General features: G+C 39.8%; 33 protein-coding genes. All 33 read right to left on the bottom strand.

Features of this window, described 5'->3' with window-relative positions:
* Nucleotide 1 precedes the first annotated feature (1 nt).
* The 33 genes from HMPREF2619_RS02935 to rplV all read right to left on the bottom strand — a co-directional run bounded on the left by HMPREF2619_RS02935 (nt 2) and on the right by rplV (nt 19,675).
* Nucleotides 2-667 (bottom strand): 3-keto-L-gulonate-6-phosphate decarboxylase UlaD, encoded by a 666-nt coding sequence (locus HMPREF2619_RS02935; protein WP_061863926.1) that lies wholly within the window; start codon nt 665-667, stop codon nt 2-4.
* 16 nt (nt 668-683) lie between these two features.
* Nucleotides 684-1,169 (bottom strand): PTS sugar transporter subunit IIA, encoded by a 486-nt coding sequence (locus HMPREF2619_RS02930; RefSeq protein ID WP_070458891.1) that lies wholly within the window; start codon nt 1,167-1,169, stop codon nt 684-686.
* 76 nt (nt 1,170-1,245) lie between these two features.
* Complete coding sequence (locus HMPREF2619_RS02925; RefSeq protein ID WP_000241466.1) at nt 1,246-1,527, bottom strand: PTS sugar transporter subunit IIB; 282 nt, start codon at nt 1,525-1,527, stop codon at nt 1,246-1,248.
* 23 nt (nt 1,528-1,550) lie between these two features.
* Nucleotides 1,551-3,008: a PTS ascorbate transporter subunit IIC gene (locus HMPREF2619_RS02920; RefSeq protein WP_070458889.1), complete on the bottom strand. Its 1,458-nt coding sequence runs from the start codon at nt 3,006-3,008 to the stop codon at nt 1,551-1,553.
* A gap of 130 nt (nt 3,009-3,138) precedes the next feature.
* On the bottom strand, nt 3,139-3,762 hold the full coding sequence (locus HMPREF2619_RS02915) for a ribonuclease P (RefSeq protein ID WP_070458887.1): 624 nt from the start codon (nt 3,760-3,762) through the stop codon (nt 3,139-3,141).
* A gap of 55 nt (nt 3,763-3,817) precedes the next feature.
* Nucleotides 3,818-4,774 carry an RNA-binding cell elongation regulator Jag/EloR gene (jag, locus tag HMPREF2619_RS02910; protein ID WP_049504883.1) on the bottom strand — a complete coding sequence of 319 codons (957 nt, stop codon included), beginning with the start codon at nt 4,772-4,774 and terminating at the stop codon, nt 3,818-3,820.
* Nucleotides 4,775-4,788: 14 nt separating this feature from the next.
* On the bottom strand, nt 4,789-5,616 hold the full coding sequence (locus HMPREF2619_RS02905; RefSeq protein ID WP_186821479.1) for a YidC/Oxa1 family membrane protein insertase: 828 nt from the start codon (nt 5,614-5,616) through the stop codon (nt 4,789-4,791).
* On the bottom strand, nt 5,591-5,962 hold the full coding sequence (gene rnpA, locus HMPREF2619_RS02900) for a ribonuclease P protein component (protein ID WP_070458883.1): 372 nt from the start codon (nt 5,960-5,962) through the stop codon (nt 5,591-5,593). Before rnpA ends, HMPREF2619_RS02905 begins: the two co-directional genes overlap by 26 nt.
* Nucleotides 5,963-6,291: 329 nt before the next feature.
* The gene (locus HMPREF2619_RS02895; RefSeq protein ID WP_070458880.1) at nt 6,292-7,629 is read right to left on the bottom strand and encodes a PFL family protein; all 1,338 of its coding nucleotides are present in this window, start codon (nt 7,627-7,629) and stop codon (nt 6,292-6,294) included.
* Between the two features lie 9 nt (nt 7,630-7,638).
* Entirely contained in the window at nt 7,639-7,905 is a 267-nt protein-coding gene (locus HMPREF2619_RS02890) for an ACT domain-containing protein (RefSeq protein WP_000644115.1), read from the bottom strand.
* Nucleotides 7,906-8,370: 465 nt separating this feature from the next.
* Nucleotides 8,371-8,757, bottom strand: coding sequence for a 50S ribosomal protein L17 (gene rplQ, locus HMPREF2619_RS02885; RefSeq protein ID WP_000331493.1), 387 nt, complete (start codon nt 8,755-8,757; stop codon nt 8,371-8,373).
* Nucleotides 8,758-8,768: 11 nt separating this feature from the next.
* Nucleotides 8,769-9,704 (bottom strand): DNA-directed RNA polymerase subunit alpha, encoded by a 936-nt coding sequence (locus tag HMPREF2619_RS02880; RefSeq protein WP_070458878.1) that lies wholly within the window; start codon nt 9,702-9,704, stop codon nt 8,769-8,771.
* 42 nt (nt 9,705-9,746) lie between these two features.
* A complete protein-coding gene (gene rpsK, locus HMPREF2619_RS02875) occupies nt 9,747-10,130 on the bottom strand; it encodes a 30S ribosomal protein S11 (protein ID WP_001118385.1) in 384 nt (127 codons plus the stop codon).
* A 17-nt stretch (nt 10,131-10,147) separates the two neighbouring features.
* Nucleotides 10,148-10,513: a 30S ribosomal protein S13 gene (rpsM, locus tag HMPREF2619_RS02870; RefSeq protein WP_000090783.1), complete on the bottom strand. Its 366-nt coding sequence runs from the start codon at nt 10,511-10,513 to the stop codon at nt 10,148-10,150.
* 17 nt (nt 10,514-10,530) lie between these two features.
* Nucleotides 10,531-10,647 carry a 50S ribosomal protein L36 gene (rpmJ, locus tag HMPREF2619_RS02865; protein WP_001808836.1) on the bottom strand — a complete coding sequence of 39 codons (117 nt, stop codon included), beginning with the start codon at nt 10,645-10,647 and terminating at the stop codon, nt 10,531-10,533.
* 24 nt (nt 10,648-10,671) lie between these two features.
* A complete protein-coding gene (infA, locus tag HMPREF2619_RS02860) occupies nt 10,672-10,890 on the bottom strand; it encodes a translation initiation factor IF-1 (RefSeq protein ID WP_001029883.1) in 219 nt (72 codons plus the stop codon).
* Nucleotides 10,891-11,007: 117 nt separating this feature from the next.
* Nucleotides 11,008-11,646, bottom strand: a complete 639-nt coding sequence (locus HMPREF2619_RS02855) for an adenylate kinase (RefSeq protein ID WP_070458876.1) — start codon at nt 11,644-11,646, stop codon at nt 11,008-11,010.
* A gap of 155 nt (nt 11,647-11,801) precedes the next feature.
* Nucleotides 11,802-13,112, bottom strand: a complete 1,311-nt coding sequence (gene secY / locus HMPREF2619_RS02850) for a preprotein translocase subunit SecY (RefSeq protein ID WP_049526520.1) — start codon at nt 13,110-13,112, stop codon at nt 11,802-11,804.
* A 12-nt stretch (nt 13,113-13,124) separates the two neighbouring features.
* Nucleotides 13,125-13,565 carry a 50S ribosomal protein L15 gene (gene rplO / locus HMPREF2619_RS02845; protein ID WP_000766079.1) on the bottom strand — a complete coding sequence of 147 codons (441 nt, stop codon included), beginning with the start codon at nt 13,563-13,565 and terminating at the stop codon, nt 13,125-13,127.
* A 146-nt stretch (nt 13,566-13,711) separates the two neighbouring features.
* Complete coding sequence (rpmD, locus tag HMPREF2619_RS02840) at nt 13,712-13,894, bottom strand: 50S ribosomal protein L30 (RefSeq protein WP_000057241.1); 183 nt, start codon at nt 13,892-13,894, stop codon at nt 13,712-13,714.
* Between the two features lie 13 nt (nt 13,895-13,907).
* Nucleotides 13,908-14,402 carry a 30S ribosomal protein S5 gene (gene rpsE, locus HMPREF2619_RS02835; protein ID WP_000874203.1) on the bottom strand — a complete coding sequence of 165 codons (495 nt, stop codon included), beginning with the start codon at nt 14,400-14,402 and terminating at the stop codon, nt 13,908-13,910.
* 17 nt (nt 14,403-14,419) lie between these two features.
* Nucleotides 14,420-14,776, bottom strand: a complete 357-nt coding sequence (gene rplR / locus HMPREF2619_RS02830) for a 50S ribosomal protein L18 (RefSeq protein WP_000624044.1) — start codon at nt 14,774-14,776, stop codon at nt 14,420-14,422.
* Nucleotides 14,777-14,859: 83 nt separating this feature from the next.
* A complete protein-coding gene (rplF, locus tag HMPREF2619_RS02825) occupies nt 14,860-15,396 on the bottom strand; it encodes a 50S ribosomal protein L6 (RefSeq protein WP_000086625.1) in 537 nt (178 codons plus the stop codon).
* 188 nt (nt 15,397-15,584) lie between these two features.
* Nucleotides 15,585-15,983, bottom strand: coding sequence for a 30S ribosomal protein S8 (gene rpsH, locus HMPREF2619_RS02820; RefSeq protein ID WP_000245504.1), 399 nt, complete (start codon nt 15,981-15,983; stop codon nt 15,585-15,587).
* Nucleotides 15,984-16,194: 211 nt separating this feature from the next.
* Entirely contained in the window at nt 16,195-16,380 is a 186-nt protein-coding gene (locus HMPREF2619_RS02815) for a type Z 30S ribosomal protein S14 (RefSeq protein ID WP_001085697.1), read from the bottom strand.
* A gap of 17 nt (nt 16,381-16,397) precedes the next feature.
* Nucleotides 16,398-16,940, bottom strand: a complete 543-nt coding sequence (gene rplE, locus HMPREF2619_RS02810) for a 50S ribosomal protein L5 (protein ID WP_000013542.1) — start codon at nt 16,938-16,940, stop codon at nt 16,398-16,400.
* Nucleotides 16,941-16,963: 23 nt separating this feature from the next.
* Complete coding sequence (gene rplX / locus HMPREF2619_RS02805) at nt 16,964-17,269, bottom strand: 50S ribosomal protein L24 (RefSeq protein WP_000497691.1); 306 nt, start codon at nt 17,267-17,269, stop codon at nt 16,964-16,966.
* Between the two features lie 83 nt (nt 17,270-17,352).
* Nucleotides 17,353-17,721 (bottom strand): 50S ribosomal protein L14, encoded by a 369-nt coding sequence (gene rplN, locus HMPREF2619_RS02800; RefSeq protein WP_000616548.1) that lies wholly within the window; start codon nt 17,719-17,721, stop codon nt 17,353-17,355.
* A 25-nt stretch (nt 17,722-17,746) separates the two neighbouring features.
* Entirely contained in the window at nt 17,747-18,007 is a 261-nt protein-coding gene (rpsQ, locus tag HMPREF2619_RS02795) for a 30S ribosomal protein S17 (RefSeq protein ID WP_000440801.1), read from the bottom strand.
* A 24-nt stretch (nt 18,008-18,031) separates the two neighbouring features.
* Entirely contained in the window at nt 18,032-18,238 is a 207-nt protein-coding gene (gene rpmC, locus HMPREF2619_RS02790; protein ID WP_000772918.1) for a 50S ribosomal protein L29, read from the bottom strand.
* 9 nt (nt 18,239-18,247) lie between these two features.
* Entirely contained in the window at nt 18,248-18,661 is a 414-nt protein-coding gene (gene rplP / locus HMPREF2619_RS02785; RefSeq protein WP_000960948.1) for a 50S ribosomal protein L16, read from the bottom strand.
* Nucleotides 18,662-18,664: 3 nt separating this feature from the next.
* A complete protein-coding gene (gene rpsC / locus HMPREF2619_RS02780; protein ID WP_000529936.1) occupies nt 18,665-19,318 on the bottom strand; it encodes a 30S ribosomal protein S3 in 654 nt (217 codons plus the stop codon).
* A gap of 12 nt (nt 19,319-19,330) precedes the next feature.
* Entirely contained in the window at nt 19,331-19,675 is a 345-nt protein-coding gene (gene rplV, locus HMPREF2619_RS02775) for a 50S ribosomal protein L22 (protein ID WP_000818137.1), read from the bottom strand.
* Nucleotide 19,676: the final 1 nt, after the last annotated feature.

Below are 19,676 nucleotides of genomic sequence, written 5' to 3'. Positions count from 1 at the left end.
TTTACCCCCAAATCCGTTTGATTTCATCCTTGAAGGCACGCGCTGCTCCTGCTGGATCCGCAGCCTCCGTAATTCCACGACCTGCGATAAAGGTAAAGACATCAACGCCTTCAAAGAGTTTGAGAGTATCTACATCTAGACCACCTGTTACAGAAACTCGGAAGCCCATGTCAATGAGTTTTTTAACCTTATTGAGGTCTTTTTCACCCCAAGTTTCACCAGCAAGAAGGGCATCACGAGATTGGTGATAGATAGCTTGTGAGATACCTGCATCTAGCCAAAGCTGAGCTTGTTCAAAAGTCCAATCACCATAAAGCTCGATCTGGATTTCGCCTCGGTCCCCACGTTCAGCCTTGATAGCCTTTAGAGCTGCTTCCATAGTAGGGATGGTTGCACAACAGATACAAGTCATCCAATCTGCTCCACGAACGGCATTATTTTTGGCAACTGTTCCACCAGCATCAGCACATTTTGTATCTGCCACAATAATCTTATCTGGGAAAAGGCTACGTAAGACTTCAACCAGTTCACTTCCAACTTGAAGCAAACAAACAGTTCCAGCTTCGATAATATCTACTTCGTGACCAACAGAGACAGCTGCTTTAATCGCTCCTTGCAAGTCTGAATGGTCTAATGCAACTTGTAAATTAGGTATTCTTTTTGTCATTTCTTTATTCCTCTTTCTAACTTTCCAAATCCAATCCTTCAAGATAAGGGCTATCCTTAGATTCTTCGATCATCGCCAAGACATCTTCTTTAGTCTGGCAAGCCTGTAAACGTGCAATAGAATCTTCTAATTCAAATAAGGCTATGATTTGTGGAATGGCTACACTTGTGTGAATTTTTGAGCTTGTTGCTGCTAGTGCCAACAAAACAGAGACCTCTTTCCCATCTGAAAATACAACAGGATTTTGCAAGGTAATCAATGAAAAGGCATCTCTTTGCACTCCAGCTTCAGGTCTAGCATGGGGCATAGCCATACCTGGCATCAAGATATAGTAAGGACCATACTCTTCAGTCGATTCGATGATAGCATCGTAATACTCTGGCAAAATCGCCCCACTTTCAATCAAGGGATCTACTGCTACCCTGACTGCTTCCTTCCAATCGTTAGCTTCTAGACCTAGTCGGATTGAGTCATTTTCAATTAAAGCTTGTTTTAAATTCATATCTGCCTCCTTTATTTAAAGAGGGAGAAGGACAGAAACGATGACTCTCAGTTTCTGTCCAGCCCCCTCCAACCTTTTACTGTAGTGCTTGACTGAGTTTTTCAGTGATTTCTTTATCATCCATCAAGTTGTCAAGCCCGATTAACTTCCCATTAGTCCGACCTTCCAATTCTTGGATCAAATGAAGAGAAGCGATTACGATGTCATAGCCTGCTGCTAAACCTTTTGCTTCACCAACACTGCATGAATTGACTGTAAAGTCTGTTTGATTAAGCTTACGGAGGGCATTTTCAACCTTCATCTTGATAACCATAGATGAACCCATTCCATTTCCGCACGCTGCTAATACTTTAACCATTTTATTTTCTCCTTTTCTAGATACTAAGCTTCTTCTTGAACTTCACCGTTGTAATATTTCTCTTTATCTTTTGCTTTGGCAAATTGAAGTTGAGGAATAACAAGCAAGAAGAGACACACAAGTACATAACCAACAATACCGAGGTATTTGAAGATATAGCCAAATCCAAGCCATGGGAATTCAAAGTCGATATTTCCATGGTAACCACCGTAAGATGCTAAGTCGAGAAGGGCTACACAGAGAGCTCCTAGAGCAACTTGTAGGACACCTGAAATGAAGGATAGGATAACGGCTGCTTTCCATCCGCCACGCTTATCAGCATAGACCGCGATGGCTGCATTATCAAAGAACACTGGTACAAATCCTGTAATAATAAGGATAGGGTTTTTAAAGACGATGAGCAAGACAATTGTAATCAATTGACCAATCAAACCAAAGGCAAATCCTGACAAGACCGCGTTTGGAGAACCAAATCCATAAGAAGCTGCAACGTCAACCGCTGGGAATGAACCAGGCAACAATTTGTTTGAAATACCTTGGAAGGCATTTGTCAACTCAGATACGAACATGCGGACACCTTGCATCAAAACGAACAAGTAAACAGAGAAGGTGAAAGCTGTTTGGATAATGTACATAAAGAAATCTTGTTTTGCAGGATTGAATAGAGTTCCTGAAGTGATGACTTCTTTATTAGACATAATGTCTGGACCCAAGATTAAAAGAATGGCTCCGAAGAATACGAGCATCAAGGTAGCAGATGCAACAACTGTATCGTGGAAGATAGAGAGGAATTTAGGCAATTTAAGATTGTCTAGACTTTCTTCTTTCTTACCAAAGCGTCCTGCTACTTTATCTACAAACCAGATTGCAAATTGTTGTTGGTGACCAATCGCAAATCCGCCACCACCAGTCAAGCGTTGAGTTGCCTCAACAGTCATATTTGAACTAACTGCCCAGTAAAGGCCACAGATGATACCGATTGCTGCTGTACCATAAGCATTGCGCAATTGTGGGACTAAGAATAGAACCATAAGAGATACAGTCGCAGCTTGTTGTACCATGATGTGACCAGTAATAAAGAGGGTTCTTACTTTCGTAATCTTGCGTAGAGCTACAAGCAAGATATTTACTCCAAAACCGATCAATAGAGCTGTAGTTGCAGTCCCAACGAAATCTGGAAACTCTGCTGCAATTTTGTTGTTTGCTGCAGCAAGTCCAAAGTAAGGGTCGATAACGGCCGCACCGATTTGGAATTTATAGTTAAGGGCTGCCAAGATTGGACGGAAGGTTGTAACCAAACCACCAGCACCCACGTTGAGCAACATATATCCTACTGTTGCTTTAACGAAACCTGAGAAAACGTCATGAGCAGGTTTTTTCAAAAGTGCGTATCCTATTAGCACCAATAAACCTACGAAAAATGCGGGATTCTGCAAAATATTGCTAGAAAACCAATTTAGAACACTTGAAATGACTTCCATAATTGTTCTCCTTCTGAATTGTTTTTGTAAGTTTATTATATAATTTGAAAACGGAAACAAAAAGACCAAGAATTACACAGCGGACTGTTCACTCTTGGACTGTATGATTTATGATATTTTAATGATTATCTTATTTTCTTGTAGCTAGATAAAATGGAAGAATTTTGTCATAAGATTTCAGTAGAGCTTTTACGATTTCTTCTTCAGATGAATTTTCTGTCACCGGAACATCTATCTTCACTAAAACTTTTCGGACTTCCTGATGGGATAGTTTTTCTCTTAAAACTTGGCGATTTTCCTCAGTAGCCTCCATCCTTTGACTTTCTCCCTCTGAGTATGCTAAATAATAAATCCCTTCTACCACTGGAACTTCTAGGGCCTTGGCCTGTTTATCTAAAGTTCGCTCATCCTTCTTACGTTCAATAAAACTCACTTCTAGTGAAATTCCAAAATCAGAAGGGCTTCCATACAAACGAAGGGCCAACATAGGTTCTGTCACTCTTCCCTCACGCTGCAAATAGGCCCAGAAATGGGGTCGCAAACGTTGGGCTTGATTCATCCACTGACTCGATCTTTGCAGTATCCATTCTGGATGCCTTGCTTGAAAAGCTTTAGCCAGTTCTGTAAAAGCCTTTCTAGCTTCCTGTCCCTTACTCCTCAAATATAGCATTTTCTCAGCATCTTGTCCTGCCTTCTCTGGTTTTTGATACTGTAAGCCAGAGTATGCAAGGTAGTCTCTCATTGTATTCAACATAGGCTCAATCTCCCTTAGCTAGCAAAAAATCAGGGATACCCTGATTTTGCTTTGACTATTCTGTATCCACGACAACGTAACGATTTGGCTCATCACCTTCTGAATAACTAGTGACACCTTCCATACGTGAGATGATACGATGGATAATTTTACGTTCGCTACTAGACATTGGATCAGTCACCTGGCTTCGTCCCTCTTCTAGGACACGTGTAGCTAACTTCTGTGCATAGCTCTGCAAGACTTCTGCACGGTGCTCTACATAGTCATTAACATTGATGGTAATATAGAAGGTTCTTGAATAGCGGTTATAAAGATAATTTTGTGCTAAGAGCTGAAGAGATTTCAAGACCTTCCCGTGGTAACCGATAATACGACCTGGTTCATTAGTATCAATTTGCATATTGATAGAACGGCGATTTGAAGTGCTTGAGATTGCTCCCTCAACATCCATATCATCAATAATACCTTGAACATAGTTGGTCACTTCTTCAACAACCTGGTCAATATCGTAGGTCGGCTCAATCTTCAAGCCTAGGTTTTCTAAATCATCATTCTGCTCGACTTCTTCCTGCTCTTTAGATTCTTCTGGCAGTAAATCTTTTAGAATGGCAATATGACCAGTCTCCTCTAAAATTGTACTAGCTTCTTTCTCATTTTTAAGAATTTCAGCCTTAACTTCTTCAGAGATCCCTTGTCCTTCTTCCTCGATTTTTTTGATTGCTTCAACAACATGGCCTAAGTCTACTGTTGCTTCACTAACAGTCTTAACGGGTTCGTTCTTAGCATTAACTTCCTTTGGAACTCCCTTAACTGCTTGCTGATTTGCCTTCACAACAGTTGTCTCACTAATTGCTTCGATATCAACTTGCGCTGGTTTCTTCCCAAAAAGGCCAAAGAAACCTTTTTTCTCCCTTGAGACAACCTTGATATGCGCCTTCATTCTAGGAATCCCCAATTCCTTCAATCCCGTTTGGATCGCTTCCTCAACAGTTGAACCTGTAAATAATACCATTACAAGATTCCTCCTTACTTTTTCTTTTTCTGTGCTTTCTTGAGAGCTTTTCTCTTCTTGATTTCTAAATCCTTCTTAGCCTGTACTCCTGCCTCACGCTCTGCAATAATCTTAAATGGATTGTTGAGCAGATAGGTTTGGAGCACCTGATAAGCATTGGATACCGCCCAGTATAAGGCGACCCCACTTGGTGAATACATGGCAAAGAAGAAAATCATGACTGGCATTGCATACATCATTCCTGTCATGGCGCCATTTTTCTCAACCATGGCCTTATTGGATAACCAGGTGCTAAGGAAAGTAAAGATAGCTGCCAAAATAGGCAAAACGAAAGTCGTATCAACACCACCAAGGTTAATCCATAAGAAATGACCCGTTTTTAGAAATTCTACCCTACTCAAAGCTTGGAACAAGGCCAACAAGACTGGCATTTGGATTAAGATTGGCCAAAGAGAAGCTGACTGTTTGACACCATGTTGCTTGAACAACTGACGCATTTCTTGGTCCAACTTGGTACGGCTCTCCATATCCCGTCCCGGATAACGTTCTCGCAACTCCTTAACCAGTGGTTGTACTTCTTGCATCTTTCTAGATGCCACCATTTGTATCTGAAAGACTGGTAGAAGAATCGTTCTAATCAGAAGGGTAAATAATATAATCCCCAGACCAATACTTGTATCAAATGATAAAAAGCGAATGATTTCAGCAAAAAAATAAACAAATTTACTCCAAAAATCTGTTGATTCAGCTGTAATCTCACTCGTCGTACCACTAGCCGTGCAGGCGCTCATCACAAATAAAGCAAGCACCATTAAGCTAGTCAACTGTAATTTCTTTTTCACTCCCATTTCCTTCCTGGTAAATCTTTGATAACTTTAATACGTGAAGTAGATTTTTTTCCATTTCCGCGTAGTCCAAGATTTCAACACCTTTTCGAGCAATCACAACAAAATCTACATTTTCAACCAACTGATTTTTATGTTCAATCAGAATATGTCGAATTCTTCTTTTGATCTGATTCCTCGTGACAGCGTTTCCTAATTTTTTACTGACAGATAGGCCAACTCGAAAATGCTGTACATTATTTTCTAATCGATAAATAACAAATTTACGATTAGCAAAACTCTCCCCTTTTTTAAATATTGCACTAAAATCTTTCTCTTTTTTTACACGAAAGCGTTTTTTCAAAATTCAACTCCATCTATTAAAACTACTACTATTATACCATAATTTTTCAAAAAGCCAATCATAGCAAGGTTTTAGCCCATTTTACAGAATAAAAAAACTAGTTTCATCCTTTAAATCATCTTATTTTTGAACAAATTTACAAATTTGAACATGCTACTTTCTTTATTTTCTCTTGATATAAAACAAAAGTCACTCCAAAGAGTGACTTTTGTAGGAGATTATTATGAAAAAGTTAGGATTTTAATTAAATAAAGTTAGGAGGTCTTTATTTAATAATAGTAGTATACAGGTCTATCCTTAAATCCAACTTAAACAGATTCCACTTCTTTTTAATTTTTAAAACTATGGATTGGAGCCGGGATTTGTCCTCCACGTGCAATAAAATCAACAGATGATGCACCGTTGACCTTCATGACTGGAGCTGTTCCTAAAAGGCCACCAAATTCAATCATATCGCCTTCTTTTCCTTTTGGAATAATACGTACAGCAGTTGTTTTCATGTTGATGACTCCGATAGCAGCTTCATCCGCAATCATTGCCGCAATCGTTTCTGCAGGTGTTTCCTCAGGAATGGCAATCATATCCAAACCAACTGAACAGATAGCTGTCATAGCTTCTAATTTTTCCAAATTAAGGGATCCGTTTTGCACTGCAGCAATCATCCCCTCGTCCTCAGAAACTGGAATAAAAGCACCTGACAAACCACCAACTTGGTTGCAAGCCATAACTCCGCCTTTTTTAACTTGATCGTTCAGGAGAGCCAATGCAGCAGTCGTTCCATGAGTCCCAACTGTCTCTAGCCCCATTTCTTCAAGAACACGAGCTACAGAATCACCCACTGCTGGAGTTGGAGCTAAACTCAAATCGACAATCCCAAAATCAACTCCGAGGCGCTCACTAGCCATTTGACCAACCAATTGACCAATACGGGTAATCTTGAAAGCTGTTTTTTTAACAGTTTCAGCAACAACATCAAAGCTCTGACCTCGAACTTTTTCCAAGGCACGTTTGACAACACCCGGTCCTGAAACACCTACATTGATGATGACATCTGCTTCACCTACACCATGAAAAGCGCCTGCCATAAAAGGATTGTCCTCTACCGCGTTGGCAAATACAACCAATTTAGCCGCCCCCATATCAGATAAAGAAGCTGTTTCCTTGATAATGCGTCCCATATCCGCTACTGCAGTCATATTGATGCCCGATTTGGTAGAACCGATATTTACTGATGAACAAACCTTATCCGTTTCTGCTAAGGCACGAGGAATAGAGTTGATGAGGATTTCATCACCTTTTTGATAACCCTTTTGTACCAAGGCTGAAAAACCACCAATGAAGTCAACGCCAATTTCTTTTGCAGCTTTATCCAGTGCTTTAGCTAAGACTACATAATCCGTCGCATCGGTAGCAGCACCAATCAAGGAAATTGGAGTAACTGATACCCGTTTATTTACAATGGGAATGCCCAACTCCGCAGCGATTTCATCCCCAACAGCCACTAAATTAGCTGCTTTTGTAGTAATCTTTTCATATATTTTATCCGCAGCACGATTGATATCTGGATCGATACAGTCCAAAAGGGAAATCCCCATGGTAATGGTTCTAATGTCAAAGTTTTGCTCCTCAATCATAGCGATTGTTTCGGTAACTTGTCTAATATCCATAAATACCTCCTAGATATTGTACATAGCATCAAAAATAGCCGCACTTTGAATATTGATTTTGACATTCAAAGTCTGACCAAAAACCTCAAATTCGTTTCTAAGATGAGTAAAATCTTGTTTTTCATCACTAGATACCACAGCCATCATTGTAAAGAATTCGTCCAAGACTGTTTGTGAGATATCATCAATATTTAAGCCTAATTCAGCAATTTTTGTCGCAACACCTGCAACAATTCCAGATTTATCTTTACCAACAACAGTAATAATAGCTTTCATGATTAAACTCCGTTTCTAACACAGAACAATATCCATTTCGGCCAAAAACAAAATAAAAAAGGGGGATAAAGTAACTAAACCACTTAATAGTGAACAATTATCCAAGTTGAAACCCTAAAAAATCTCTTAGTTGATCTTATACCAGACTAATATTTTTTTTACCAAGTCGCTAGTTTAGAACTTGAAACTGATAGTATATTGGCTCATAACCTCTTTATAGAATATTTTTGAAAAAATGAACATTGTTGATTTTCGTTTTCAATAGTATAGCATATTTCTTAATAAAATACTCAAAAACGCCTGCTTACGAAATTGTTCTTTAGTAAAAAACAATTTCGTAAACAAGCGTCTACCTTATCATCTTATGATGAGTGTTCCCGCTAGGACATAAGTCCTAGCGGTAGACCAGAGCTAGACTAAGAGCACAAGACCCCATCATCATAACACTCAACAAAATTGATGATTTTATACTAATTCGATGATCGCCATTGGCGCTGCATCACCACGACGTGGTTCAGTTTTAAGGATACGAGTGTATCCACCGTTACGCTCAGCATAACGAGGTGCGATTTCTGAGAACAATTTTTGAAGTGCTGTAGTAGAAGTGTACTTATCAGTTGCTTCATCATAGTTTTCAGATGCGATTTCATTACGTACAAAAGCAGCTGCTTGACGACGTGCATGCAAATCACCACGTTTACCTAGAGTAATCATTTTTTCAACAGTTTTACGGATTTCTTTAGCACGAGCTTCAGTTGTCACGATTGATTCGTTGATCAAAAGGTCAGTTGTCAAATCGCGAAGCATTGCTTTACGTTGTGAGCTAGTGCGTCCTAGTTTACGGTAAGCCATTTATTCCTCCTTTATTTATCTTTTAATCCAAGACCCAAATCAATGAGTTTGACTTTCACTTCTTCCAAACTCTTGCGTCCAAGATTTCTTACTTTCATCATCTCTGCTTCAGATTTTTCTGTCAAATCATGCACAGTATTGATACCGGCACGTTTCAAACAGTTGTATGAGCGCACAGACAAGTCAAGTTCCTCAATCGTACGTTCCAAGATACGGTCGTCCGATTCAGTATCAGCTTCTTTCATCACTTCTGCTGACTTAGCAATCTCTGTAAGATTTGTAAACAAATCAAGATGCTCTGTCAAGATACGTGCTGAAAGCCCTAAAGCATCTTCTGGAATAATTGTTCCATTAGTCAAGATTTCAAGGGTTAATTTGTCGAAACCATCATTGCTACCTACACGAGCAGGTTCAACTTGATAGTTGACTTTTGTAACTGGTGTATAAATAGAATCTACAGCAAGTGTTCCAACTGGTGCATTATCTTTTTTATTTTCATCAGCAGGTACATATCCACGACCACTGTTAACAGTCATTGTCGCTCTTAGAGAAGAACCTTCACCGATTGTAAAGAGATAATGATCTGGATTTACAATTTCAATGTCGCTATCTGTCAAGATATCTCCAGCTGTAATTTCAGCAGGACCTTGCACATCTAGTTCAATGATCTTTTCGTCTTTAACATAAGATTTTACTGCAATACCTTTGATGTTCAGAATGATTTGCATCACGTCTTCGCGAACACCTGGAACTGTATCAAATTCATGCAATACACCTTCGATATTGATAGATGTTACAGCAGCCCCTGGAAGAGAAGCTAGAAGTACACGACGAAGAGAGTTACCAAGTGTTGTACCATAACCACGTTCAAGCGGTTCGATTACAAACTTGCCATAATCTTTATTTTCATCAATTTTTGTTATATTTGGTTTTTCAAACTCGATCATTTAGTTACTCCCTCTTAAACGAAAAGCAGTGTAAGGTTATGATTATACACGGCGACGTTTTGGAGGACGAGCACCATTGTGTGGCACTGGAGTCACATCACGAATTGCTGTTACTTCAAGACCAGCGGCAGCAAGAGCACGAATAGCTGACTCACGACCAGAACCTGGACCTTTAACAGTAACTTCAACTGACTTAAGACCGTGTTCTTGTGCAGATTTAGCAGCAGCTTCTGAAGCCATTTGAGCAGCAAATGGTGTAGATTTACGAGAACCTTTGAAACCAAGAGCACCAGCTGATGACCAAGCAATTGCATTACCATGCACATCAGTAATCATAACAATAGTGTTATTAAATGTAGCGTGAATATGAGCAATACCAGATTCGATATTCTTTTTCACACGACGTTTACGTGTTGGTTTAGCCAAGACTTTTACCTCCTATATTATTTTTTCTTACCAGCAATCGCAACAGCTTTACCTTTACGAGTGCGAGCGTTGTTTTTAGTGTTTTGTCCACGGACAGGAAGTCCACGACGGTGACGGATACCACGGTATGAACCGATTTCCATCAAACGTTTGATGTTCAAGTTAACTTCACGACGAAGGTCACCTTCAACTTTAATTGCATCCACTTCACGACGGATAGCATCTTCTTGATCTGGTGTAAGATCGCGAACACGTACATCTTCTGAAATTCCAGCAGCTGCCAAGATTTTCTTAGATGTTGGAAGTCCGATACCGTACACATAAGTCAATGAAATTACTACGCGTTTGTCATTTGGAATGTCAACTCCAGCAATACGAGCCATGTTTTCTCCTTTCTATCTTATCCTTGACGTTGTTTGTGTTTTGGATTTGCTGGGCAAATTACCATAACACGACCATTACGACGAATAACTTTACAGTATTCGCAAATTGGTTTGACCGATGGTCTTACTTTCATTTCTTATCCCTCCAAGTTTTTCGATTATTTAAAGCGGTAAGTGATACGTCCACGTGTCAAGTCATATGGACTCATTTCGACAGTAACACGATCTCCCGCTAAAATACGAATATAGTTTTTACGAATTTTACCAGAAACTGTTGCTAAAATCTGATGTCCATTTTCAAGTTCAACCGTAAACATTGCATTCGGCATAGTATCAACTACTTTACCTTCAACTTCAATCACATCGTCTTTTGCCACGCAAAAGTACCTCCATAAATTTCGATTTGATGCCTCTAGACACAGAGACAACAATTATAAGTCAGACTAATTCAGTATAACATTTGTAGAGACATTTTGCAAGCATGAAAAACGCTTTTATTTCAAATTTGTCAATACTTTTTCGATATCTGCAAAAACATCATTGATATCTTGATTACCTTCGATATCATGTACCAAACCTTTAGCACGATAGTGGGCAATAATCGGTTCACCTTGGGCAATATTGACATCCAAACGACGTTTTACTGTTTCAGGTTTGTCATCTTCACGCTGATAGTAGTCTTCTTCTTTGTAATCAACTGGTGGGTTGAAAACTTTGTGGAAAGTTTCGCCAGTTTCACGGTGAATGATACGACCACTCAAACGTTCGAGTAGACATGATGGATCCACTTCAATATTGATTACACCCTCAAGTTCAAGACCAAGGTCTACCAAAATTTGATCCAAAGCGTGGGCTTGTTCAATGGTACGAGGGAAACCGTCTAAGAGGAATCCTTTTTCCTTAATGTCATCTTGAGCCAAACGTTCTTTAACGATTCCGTTTGTAACTTCATCTGGAACTAACTCGCCTTTGTCGATATAAGACTTAGCTAAGACACCCATTTCAGTTTGGTTAGCCATTGCCGCACGGAACATATCACCTGTTGAGATATGAGCAACATGGAATTGTTCAACAATTCTTGCTGCTTGTGTACCCTTACCTGCACCAGGTAAGCCCATAATCAAAAGATTCATGATTCAAACTCCTTTTTTATTTTTAAATAGAAGCAAAAATTCATTTCAACTCCTATTTAAAAACAAAATAGAAGAGAGGAGATAAAAATCTGACAAGGTCTTTGATTTTTAAACTCCACTCTCTGAGCAATAGTGAATTTTCTTTTCTATTACAATTATTCTGTTGTATTCATGAAACCAACATACTTACGTTTCAATAAATAACCTTCCAATTGTTTAATTCCTTCAATACCTGTTGAGATAATAATCAAAAGACTTGTTCCCCCAAAAGCAACTACTTCTGAAAGACCGAATAAATCCTTAGCTACAATAGGTAAAATAGAAATAACACCTAAGAAGAGGGAGCCGACTGTTGCGAGACGACGAAGAAGTTTTGACATATACTCTTCTGTCCCTTTACCAGGACGGACACCGTGGATATAAGCACCGCTCTTTTGCAAATTTTCTGCTGCCTTCTCTGGATTAATCTGTACAAATGTATAGAAGAATGTAAAGAGGATAATCAACAGAGCGTACAAAGCGATACCTGTAGGAGCTGTTGTAGATAGTAACTCCTGAGCACTACGTACCCAGGCCCAATCAAGACCAGATGCACTTACAAATTGTAAAATTGCCGCTGGTGCTGCTGTAATTGAGCTAGCAAAGATAACTGGAATAACTCCTGCAGGGTTAATCTTCAATGGAAGATAGGAACTTGACGGTGCTCCTTGTGCTACCTTAGTATACTGAATTGGTATCTTATATTCAGCTTGTTGAACATAAGTTGTAAAGTAAACAATCAATAAGACTGCTACGATTAAGATAGCAACAAAAATGAGGGATGAAGTCAAGCGGTCGCTTGGTACGTTGACAAAATAGTCAACATAGATACCCTTGATCATATCAGGAATTGAAGCAACAATCCCCGCAAAGATAATCATGGAAACACCATTCCCATAACCCTTATCAGTAATTTGCTCTCCCAACCAAGTTACAATCATACTACCCGCTGTTAGGATTGCTCCAATCACAAGGAAAACTTGTGGTGTTAGAGGAACAGTCAAAAGTTTGGCTCCAGATAAAGCATTAAAACCAGCTGTAATTCCGATAGATTGCACGAATGCAAGAACAAGGGCAATATATCGTGTTGCCTGGTTCAATTTTCTACGACCAACTTCCCCTTGTTTACCCCACTCTACAAACTTTGGTAATAAATCCATTTGTAAAAGTTGGACAACGATAGAAGCAGTAATGTATGGACTAACACCAAGTGCAAAAACTGAAAAGTTTTTCATGGCATTACCAGACACCAAACTTAACATATTTAGAAAAGATAGACCACTCAAAGCATTCAAGCTATTGGCATTCACCCATGGAACCGTAATGCTAGTCCCGATACGGAAGACAAAGACGATAAAAATTGTAAAAAGAATTTTTGATCGAACTTGCTTAACTTTGAAGGCTTCTCTCAATAATTTAAAAAACATAGGTCACCTCTCTTAGATGACTTCTACTGAACCACCTTTAGCAGTGATAGCTTCTTCAGCTGATTTAGAGAATTTAGCTGCTTTTACAGACAATTTCTTAGTCAACTCACCGTTACCAAGAATCTTGATGCCTGATTTTTCAGCTTTAACAATTCCTGATTCGATAAGAACAACTGGAGTTACTTCTGCACCATCTTCAAAGACGTTCAATTGGTCAAGGTTAACAATTGCATATTCTTTAGCGTTGATGTTAGTGAATCCACGTTTTGGAAGACGACGGAACAATGGAGTTTGTCCACCTTCAAAACCAAGACGTACTCCGCCACCGCTACGAGCTTTTTGACCTTTTTGACCACGACCAGATGTTTTACCGTTACCTGATGAAGTACCACGACCAACACGGTTACGAGTTTTACGAGAACCTTCTGCAGGTTTCAATTCATGAAGTTTCATTATATATTTTCTCCTCTTTTGTAAAATGCTAGCGCCAATAAGAGAGAAAAGGTTGTCTCTCCTATCAACTCGCCTATACCTTTGTCATCAGAGATGACTATATCTAGTTTTAGGGGATGGTATACTGCACATCCCCTAAAATTTCATTAGTTTACTTCTTCAACTGTTACCAAGTGAGATACTGCCGTGATCATACCACGAATTGCAGCGTTATCTTCTTTAATAACAGAGCTGTTCAATTTGCCAAGTCCAAGTGCTACAACAGTTTTACGTTGTGATGGAATGCGTCCGATTGGAGACTTAGTCAAAGTAATTTTAATTTGAGCCATTTTATCCCCTTTCTTATGCCAAATCAGAAACTGAAATACCACGAAGGGCAGCAACTTCTTCAGCGCGTTTCAATTGTTTCAAACCTTCAACAGTTGCGCGAACAATGTTGATTGGAGTATTTGAGCCAAGAGATTTAGATGTAACATCAGCTACACCTGCCAACTCGATAACGGCACGAACAGCACCACCAGCGGCAACCCCAGAACCTTCTACAGCTGGTTTCAACAATACTTTAGCTCCACCGAATTCTGAAATAACTTCGTGTGGGATTGTTGTTCCAACCATAGGAACTTCGATCAAGTTTTTCTTAGCATCTTCTACTGCTTTGCGGATTGCTTCTGGAACTTCTTGAGCTTTACCAGTACCAAATCCTACGCGACCATTGTGGTCACCAACGACTACAAGAGCTGCAAAACGAAGACGACGTCCACCTTTAACAACTTTAGTAACACGGTTAACAGCAACTACGCGTTCTTCTAATTCAACTGCATTGTCTTTAAATGCCATTTTCTAGTGTCCTCCTATTAGAATTTCAATCCGTTTTCACGAGCTGCATCAGCCAAAGCTTTCACACGTCCGTGATATAGATATCCACCGCGGTCGAACACCACTTCTGAAATACCTTTAGCGTTTGCACGTTCTGCAACGAGTTTACCGACAGCAACGGCTTGTTCAGTTTTTGTTCCTTTTGAAACTTCTTTGTCAAGAGTTGAAGCACTTGCGAGCGTTACACCCGCTACGTCATCAATAACTTGAGCGTAGATGCCTGTATTAGAACGGAATACGTTCAAACGTGGGCGATCAGCAGTTCCAGAGAGTTTTCCGCGAACGCGACGGTGGCGTTTTTGGCGGAGTTTGTTTTTATCTGGTTTAGAAATCACAGTTTTCACCTCTTTAGTTTTAAATCGTGTGCTATGCACAAAGTTGGAAATGATATTGGTGGCTGAAAATCAACCACTCAATATTATTTACCTGTTTTACCTTCTTTAAGACGAACGTATTCGCCAACGTAACGGATACCTTTACCTTTGTATGGTTCTGGTGAACGAAGGCTACGTACGTAAGCAGCTGTTTGACCAACTACTTCTTTTGAAATTCCGCTAACAACGATTGTTGTTGGGTTTGGAAGTTCAAAAGTAATTCCTTCTGGAGCTTCAACTTCGTCTGGATGTGATTTACCAACAGCCAAAACAAGTTTTGATCCTTGAAGTTGTGCACGGTAACCAACCCCACGCATTTCAAGTTGTTTCTTGAATCCTTCTGATACGCCAATAACCATGTTGTTCAAAAGAGCACGAGTAGTTCCGTGGATAGTTTTCATTTCTTTTGAATCGTTTGGACGGTGAAGAGTTACTTCAGTACCTTCCACACGAATCTCAATATCTTTTGAGAACTCACGAGTAAGTTCTCCTTTAGGTCCTTTTACAGTTACAACGTTGTCATTGTTAGTGATTTCAACACCAGCAGGCAACACGATAACTTTATTACCAATACGTGACATGTTTTTATTCTCCTGTTAAATTGTCAGGCCATGACGGCCAGTTTTCACGGGGGCTAAATCGATTTCTCGATTTAAAGGAACGTTTAGGTTTCAATTTGAAAGTGAATCTAGGCATCGTCTCGCAGGCATAACTTTGGGTTAGGCAAGAGACGATAACGAAGAGTCACAAAGAAATTGAGAGCTAAATATTACCAAACGTAAGCGATAACTTCCCCACCAACGTTCTTTTGGCGAGCTTCTTTATCAGTAAGCAAACCTTCTGAAGTTGAAAGGATAGCAATTCCAAGACCGTTAAGTACTTTTGGAAGATCTTCACGTTTTTTATAGACACGAAGTCCTGGTTTAGAAACACGTTTCAAGTTAGTGATAACTTTTTCACCGTTTGGTCCGTATTTAAGGAATACACGGATGATGCCTTGTTTGTCATCTTCGATGATTTCTACGTTCTTAACAAAACCTTCGCGTTTAAGGATTTCAGCAATCCCTTTTTTGATGTTTGATGCAGGTACTTCAAGTACTTCGTGTTTTGCTTGGTTAGCGTTACGAATACGAGTTAGGAAGTCTGCGATTGGGTCAGTCATAACCATTTTATTTTCTCCTCTTACTAGTAGTTTGCAAGTTGCACTTGCTAGTTAATGATTGAGCTGGGCTCAGATAGTATTGACACATTCAAACAAGATAATCTCATTTGAACAAGAGCTACAACCTGGGCAAAAAAGATAGATTTGTCTTGGAGCATCGCTCCTGCACCAAATCTCCTATTTTTGCTGGGGTTGTTACGCTCTTTGTATCATGATATTACCAAGATGCTTTTGTTACACCAGGAATTTGTCCTTTGTAAGCTAATTCACGGAAGCAAACACGGCAAAGTTTAAATTTGCGGTAAACTGAATGTGGACGACCACATTTTTCACAACGAGTATAAGCTTGAGTAGAGAACTTCGCTGGACGTTTGTTCTTAGCAATCATTGATTTTTTAGCCATTAGATTTACCTCCTATATTATTTTGCAAAAGGCATTCCAAGGCCTGTAAGCAATGCACGTGACTCTTCGTCAGTGTTAGCAGTAGTTACGATAACGATGTCAAGACCACGAGTTTTGTCAACGTCATCGAAGTTGATTTCTGGGAAGATCAATTGTTCTTTCACACCAAGTGTGTAGTTTCCGCGTCCATCAAATGATTTTGTTGGAACACCATGGAAGTCACGTACACGTGGAAGTGAAACTGAAACCAATTTATCCAAGAATTCGTACATACGTTCCCCACGAAGGGTAACTTTTGCACCGATCGCAACACCTTCACGAAGACGGAAGCCGGCGATAGATTTTTTAGCTTTAGTGATAAGTGGTTTTTGACCTGAGATAAGTGCTAATTCTTCAGCAGCTTTTTCAAGGCTTTTAGCGTTTGATACAGCTTCACCAACACCCATGTTCAAAACGATCTTATCTACTTTAGGAACAGCCATCACTGATGAGTAGTTGAATTGTTCTGTCAATGCAGGAACTACTTCATTAAGATATTTTTCTTTTAAACGATTTGCCATTATACTTCTCCTTTCCTTCGTGATTAATCAAGCACTTCGCCTGATTTTTTGTTGTAGCGAACTTTTTTACCGTCTACAAATTTGTAACCAACACGACCAGCTACACCGTTTTTGTCCAAAACTTGAACGTTTGATACGTGGATAGCTGCTTCCTTCTCGATGATACCACCTTGAGGAAGTTCGTTAGTTGGACGTTGGTGTTTCTTAACGATGTTAACACCTTCAACGATAACTTTGTTTACTTTTGGAAGGGCAGTAAGGACAACAGCTTCTGTTCCCTTATCTTTACCAGCGATTACGCGAACTTTGTCGCCTTTTTTTACAAACATTTTTTTCTCCTTTTATTCTTACGCCCAATGGGCACCCTGGCTAGGCCAGGGGACTGTGTTTGTTTGTTTTTGCTCTGTGAAAATTAAAGTACTTCTGGAGCAAGTGACACGATCTTCATGAAGCCACCTTCACGCAATTCACGTGCAACTGGGCCAAAGATACGTGTTCCGCGAGGAGTTTTATCTTCACGGATGATAACTGCTGCGTTTTCGTCAAATTTGATGTATGAACCATCAGCACGACGAGCACCTGATTTAGTACGAACGATAACTGCTTTTACAACGTCACCTTTTTTAACCGCACCACCAGGAGTAGCTTGTTTTACAGATGCCACAATAACATCACCGATGTTCGCAAATTTACGTTTAGAACCACCAAGAACTTTGATAGTCAAGATTTCGCGTGCACCGCTGTTGTCTGCGACTTTCAAACGAGTTTCTGTTTGAATCATTTCAGTTTTCTCCTTTCAGGTTTGATTAGATGATAACCGCTTCTTCAACGACTTCTACAAGACGGAAACGTTTTGTAGCTGAAAGCGGACGAGTTTCCATGATACGTACGATATCGCCTTCTTTGGCAACATTGTTTTCATCATGTGCTTTGTATTTTTTAGAGTAGTTAATACGTTTACCATAGACTGGGTGGTTACGTTTTGTTTCAACTACAACTGTGATTGTCTTGTCCATTTTGTCAGATACAACACGTCCAACAAGAACTTTACGATTATTGCGTTCCATTGAAATTTCTCCTTCCCTAGTCTATTATTTCGCTTCAGATTGAACTGTTTTGATACGAGCGATTTGTTTTTTAACTTCTTTCAAGCGAGCTGTTTGTTCTAATTGACCAGTAGCAGCTTGGAAACGAAGTTCAAACAATTCTTTTTTCAATTCGTTTTCGCGCTTCGCGAGTTCTTCTTGAGAAAGACCACGAAGTTCTTTAACAAATTCTTTTACTTCATTAAGTTTCATGCCTTCTCCTTATTCTGCTTCACGTTTTACGAATTTACATTTAACTGGCAATTTGTGGCTTGCAAGACGAAGCGCTTCGCGAGCGATCTCTTCAGATACACCTGCAACTTCAAACATTACTTTACCACGTTTAACTGGTGCTACCCAACCTTCAGGTGCCCCTTTACCAGATCCCATACGAACCCCGATAGCCTTAGCTGTGTATGATTTGTGTGGGAAGATTTTAATCCAAACTTTACCACCACGTTTCATGTAACGAGTCATGGCGATACGAGCAGCTTCGATTTGGCGGTTAGTGATCCAGTGGCTAGTTGTAGCTTGAAGACCGTATTCACCGAATGCTACTTCTTTTCCACCTTTAGCTTCACCGCGCATTTTACCACGGAATTCACGACGGTGTTTAACACGTTTAGGTACTAACATTGGTTATTTACCTCCTTTAGTGTTTTTACGAGCTGGAAGAACTTCACCACGGTAGATCCATACTTTAACACCAAGTTTACCGTATGTAGTGTCTGCTTCTTCCCAAGCATAATCGATATCTGCACGAAGTGTGTGAAGTGGAACAGTTCCTTCAGAGTATCCTTCAGCACGGGCGATATCTGCACCGTTCAAACGACCTGATACTTGAGTTTTGATTCCTTTAGCTCCAGCACGCATTGCACGTTGGATTGCTTGTTTTTGTGCACGACGGAAAGCAACACGTTGCTCCAATTGACGAGCAATTCCTTCACCAACAAGGTGAGCATCCAAATCAGGTTGTTTGATTTCGATGATGTTGATGTGTACTTGTTTTCCAGTCAATTTGTTAAGTTTAGCACGAAGTGCATCAACGTTAGCACCACCTTTACCGATAACCATACCTGGTTTAGCAGTGTGAAGTGAAACGTTAACTTTGTTTACTGCGCGTTCGATTTCAATAGTTGAAACAGCTGCGTCAGCAAGTTCTTTTTGAACGAATTTACGGATTGCAAGATCTTCATGAAGGTAATCCGCGTATTCTTTTTCAGCATACCATTTGGCATCCCAATCACGGATGATGCCGACACGCATACCAATTGGATGTACTTTTTGACCCACGATTTTACCTCCTTATTTTTCTGCAACAGCTACAGTGATGTGAGCTGTACGTTTGTTGATTGGTGAAGCTGAACCTTTCGCACGTGGACGGAAACGTTTCATAGTTGGTCCTTCGTTTGCGAATGCTTCAGATACTACCAAGTTAGCTTTATCCAAACCAAAGTTGTTTTCAGCGTTAGCTACAGCTGAGTTCAAAACTTTCAAGATGATTTCAGCAGCTTTGTTTGGAGTGAATGTCAAAATTGCGATTGCATCGGCTACGCTTTTACCACGGATGTTGTCAAGAACAAGACGTGATTTACGAGGTGAAACACGTACTGTGCGAGCCATTGCTTTAGCTGAAGTAATTTCTGCCATT

This window comes from Streptococcus sp. HMSC074B11, from assembly GCF_001808705.1.
GTDB lineage: Bacteria > Bacillota > Bacilli > Lactobacillales > Streptococcaceae > Streptococcus.
The sequence above is the reverse complement of the archived record's forward strand: the minus strand, read 5'-3'. Positions and strand labels throughout refer to the sequence as shown.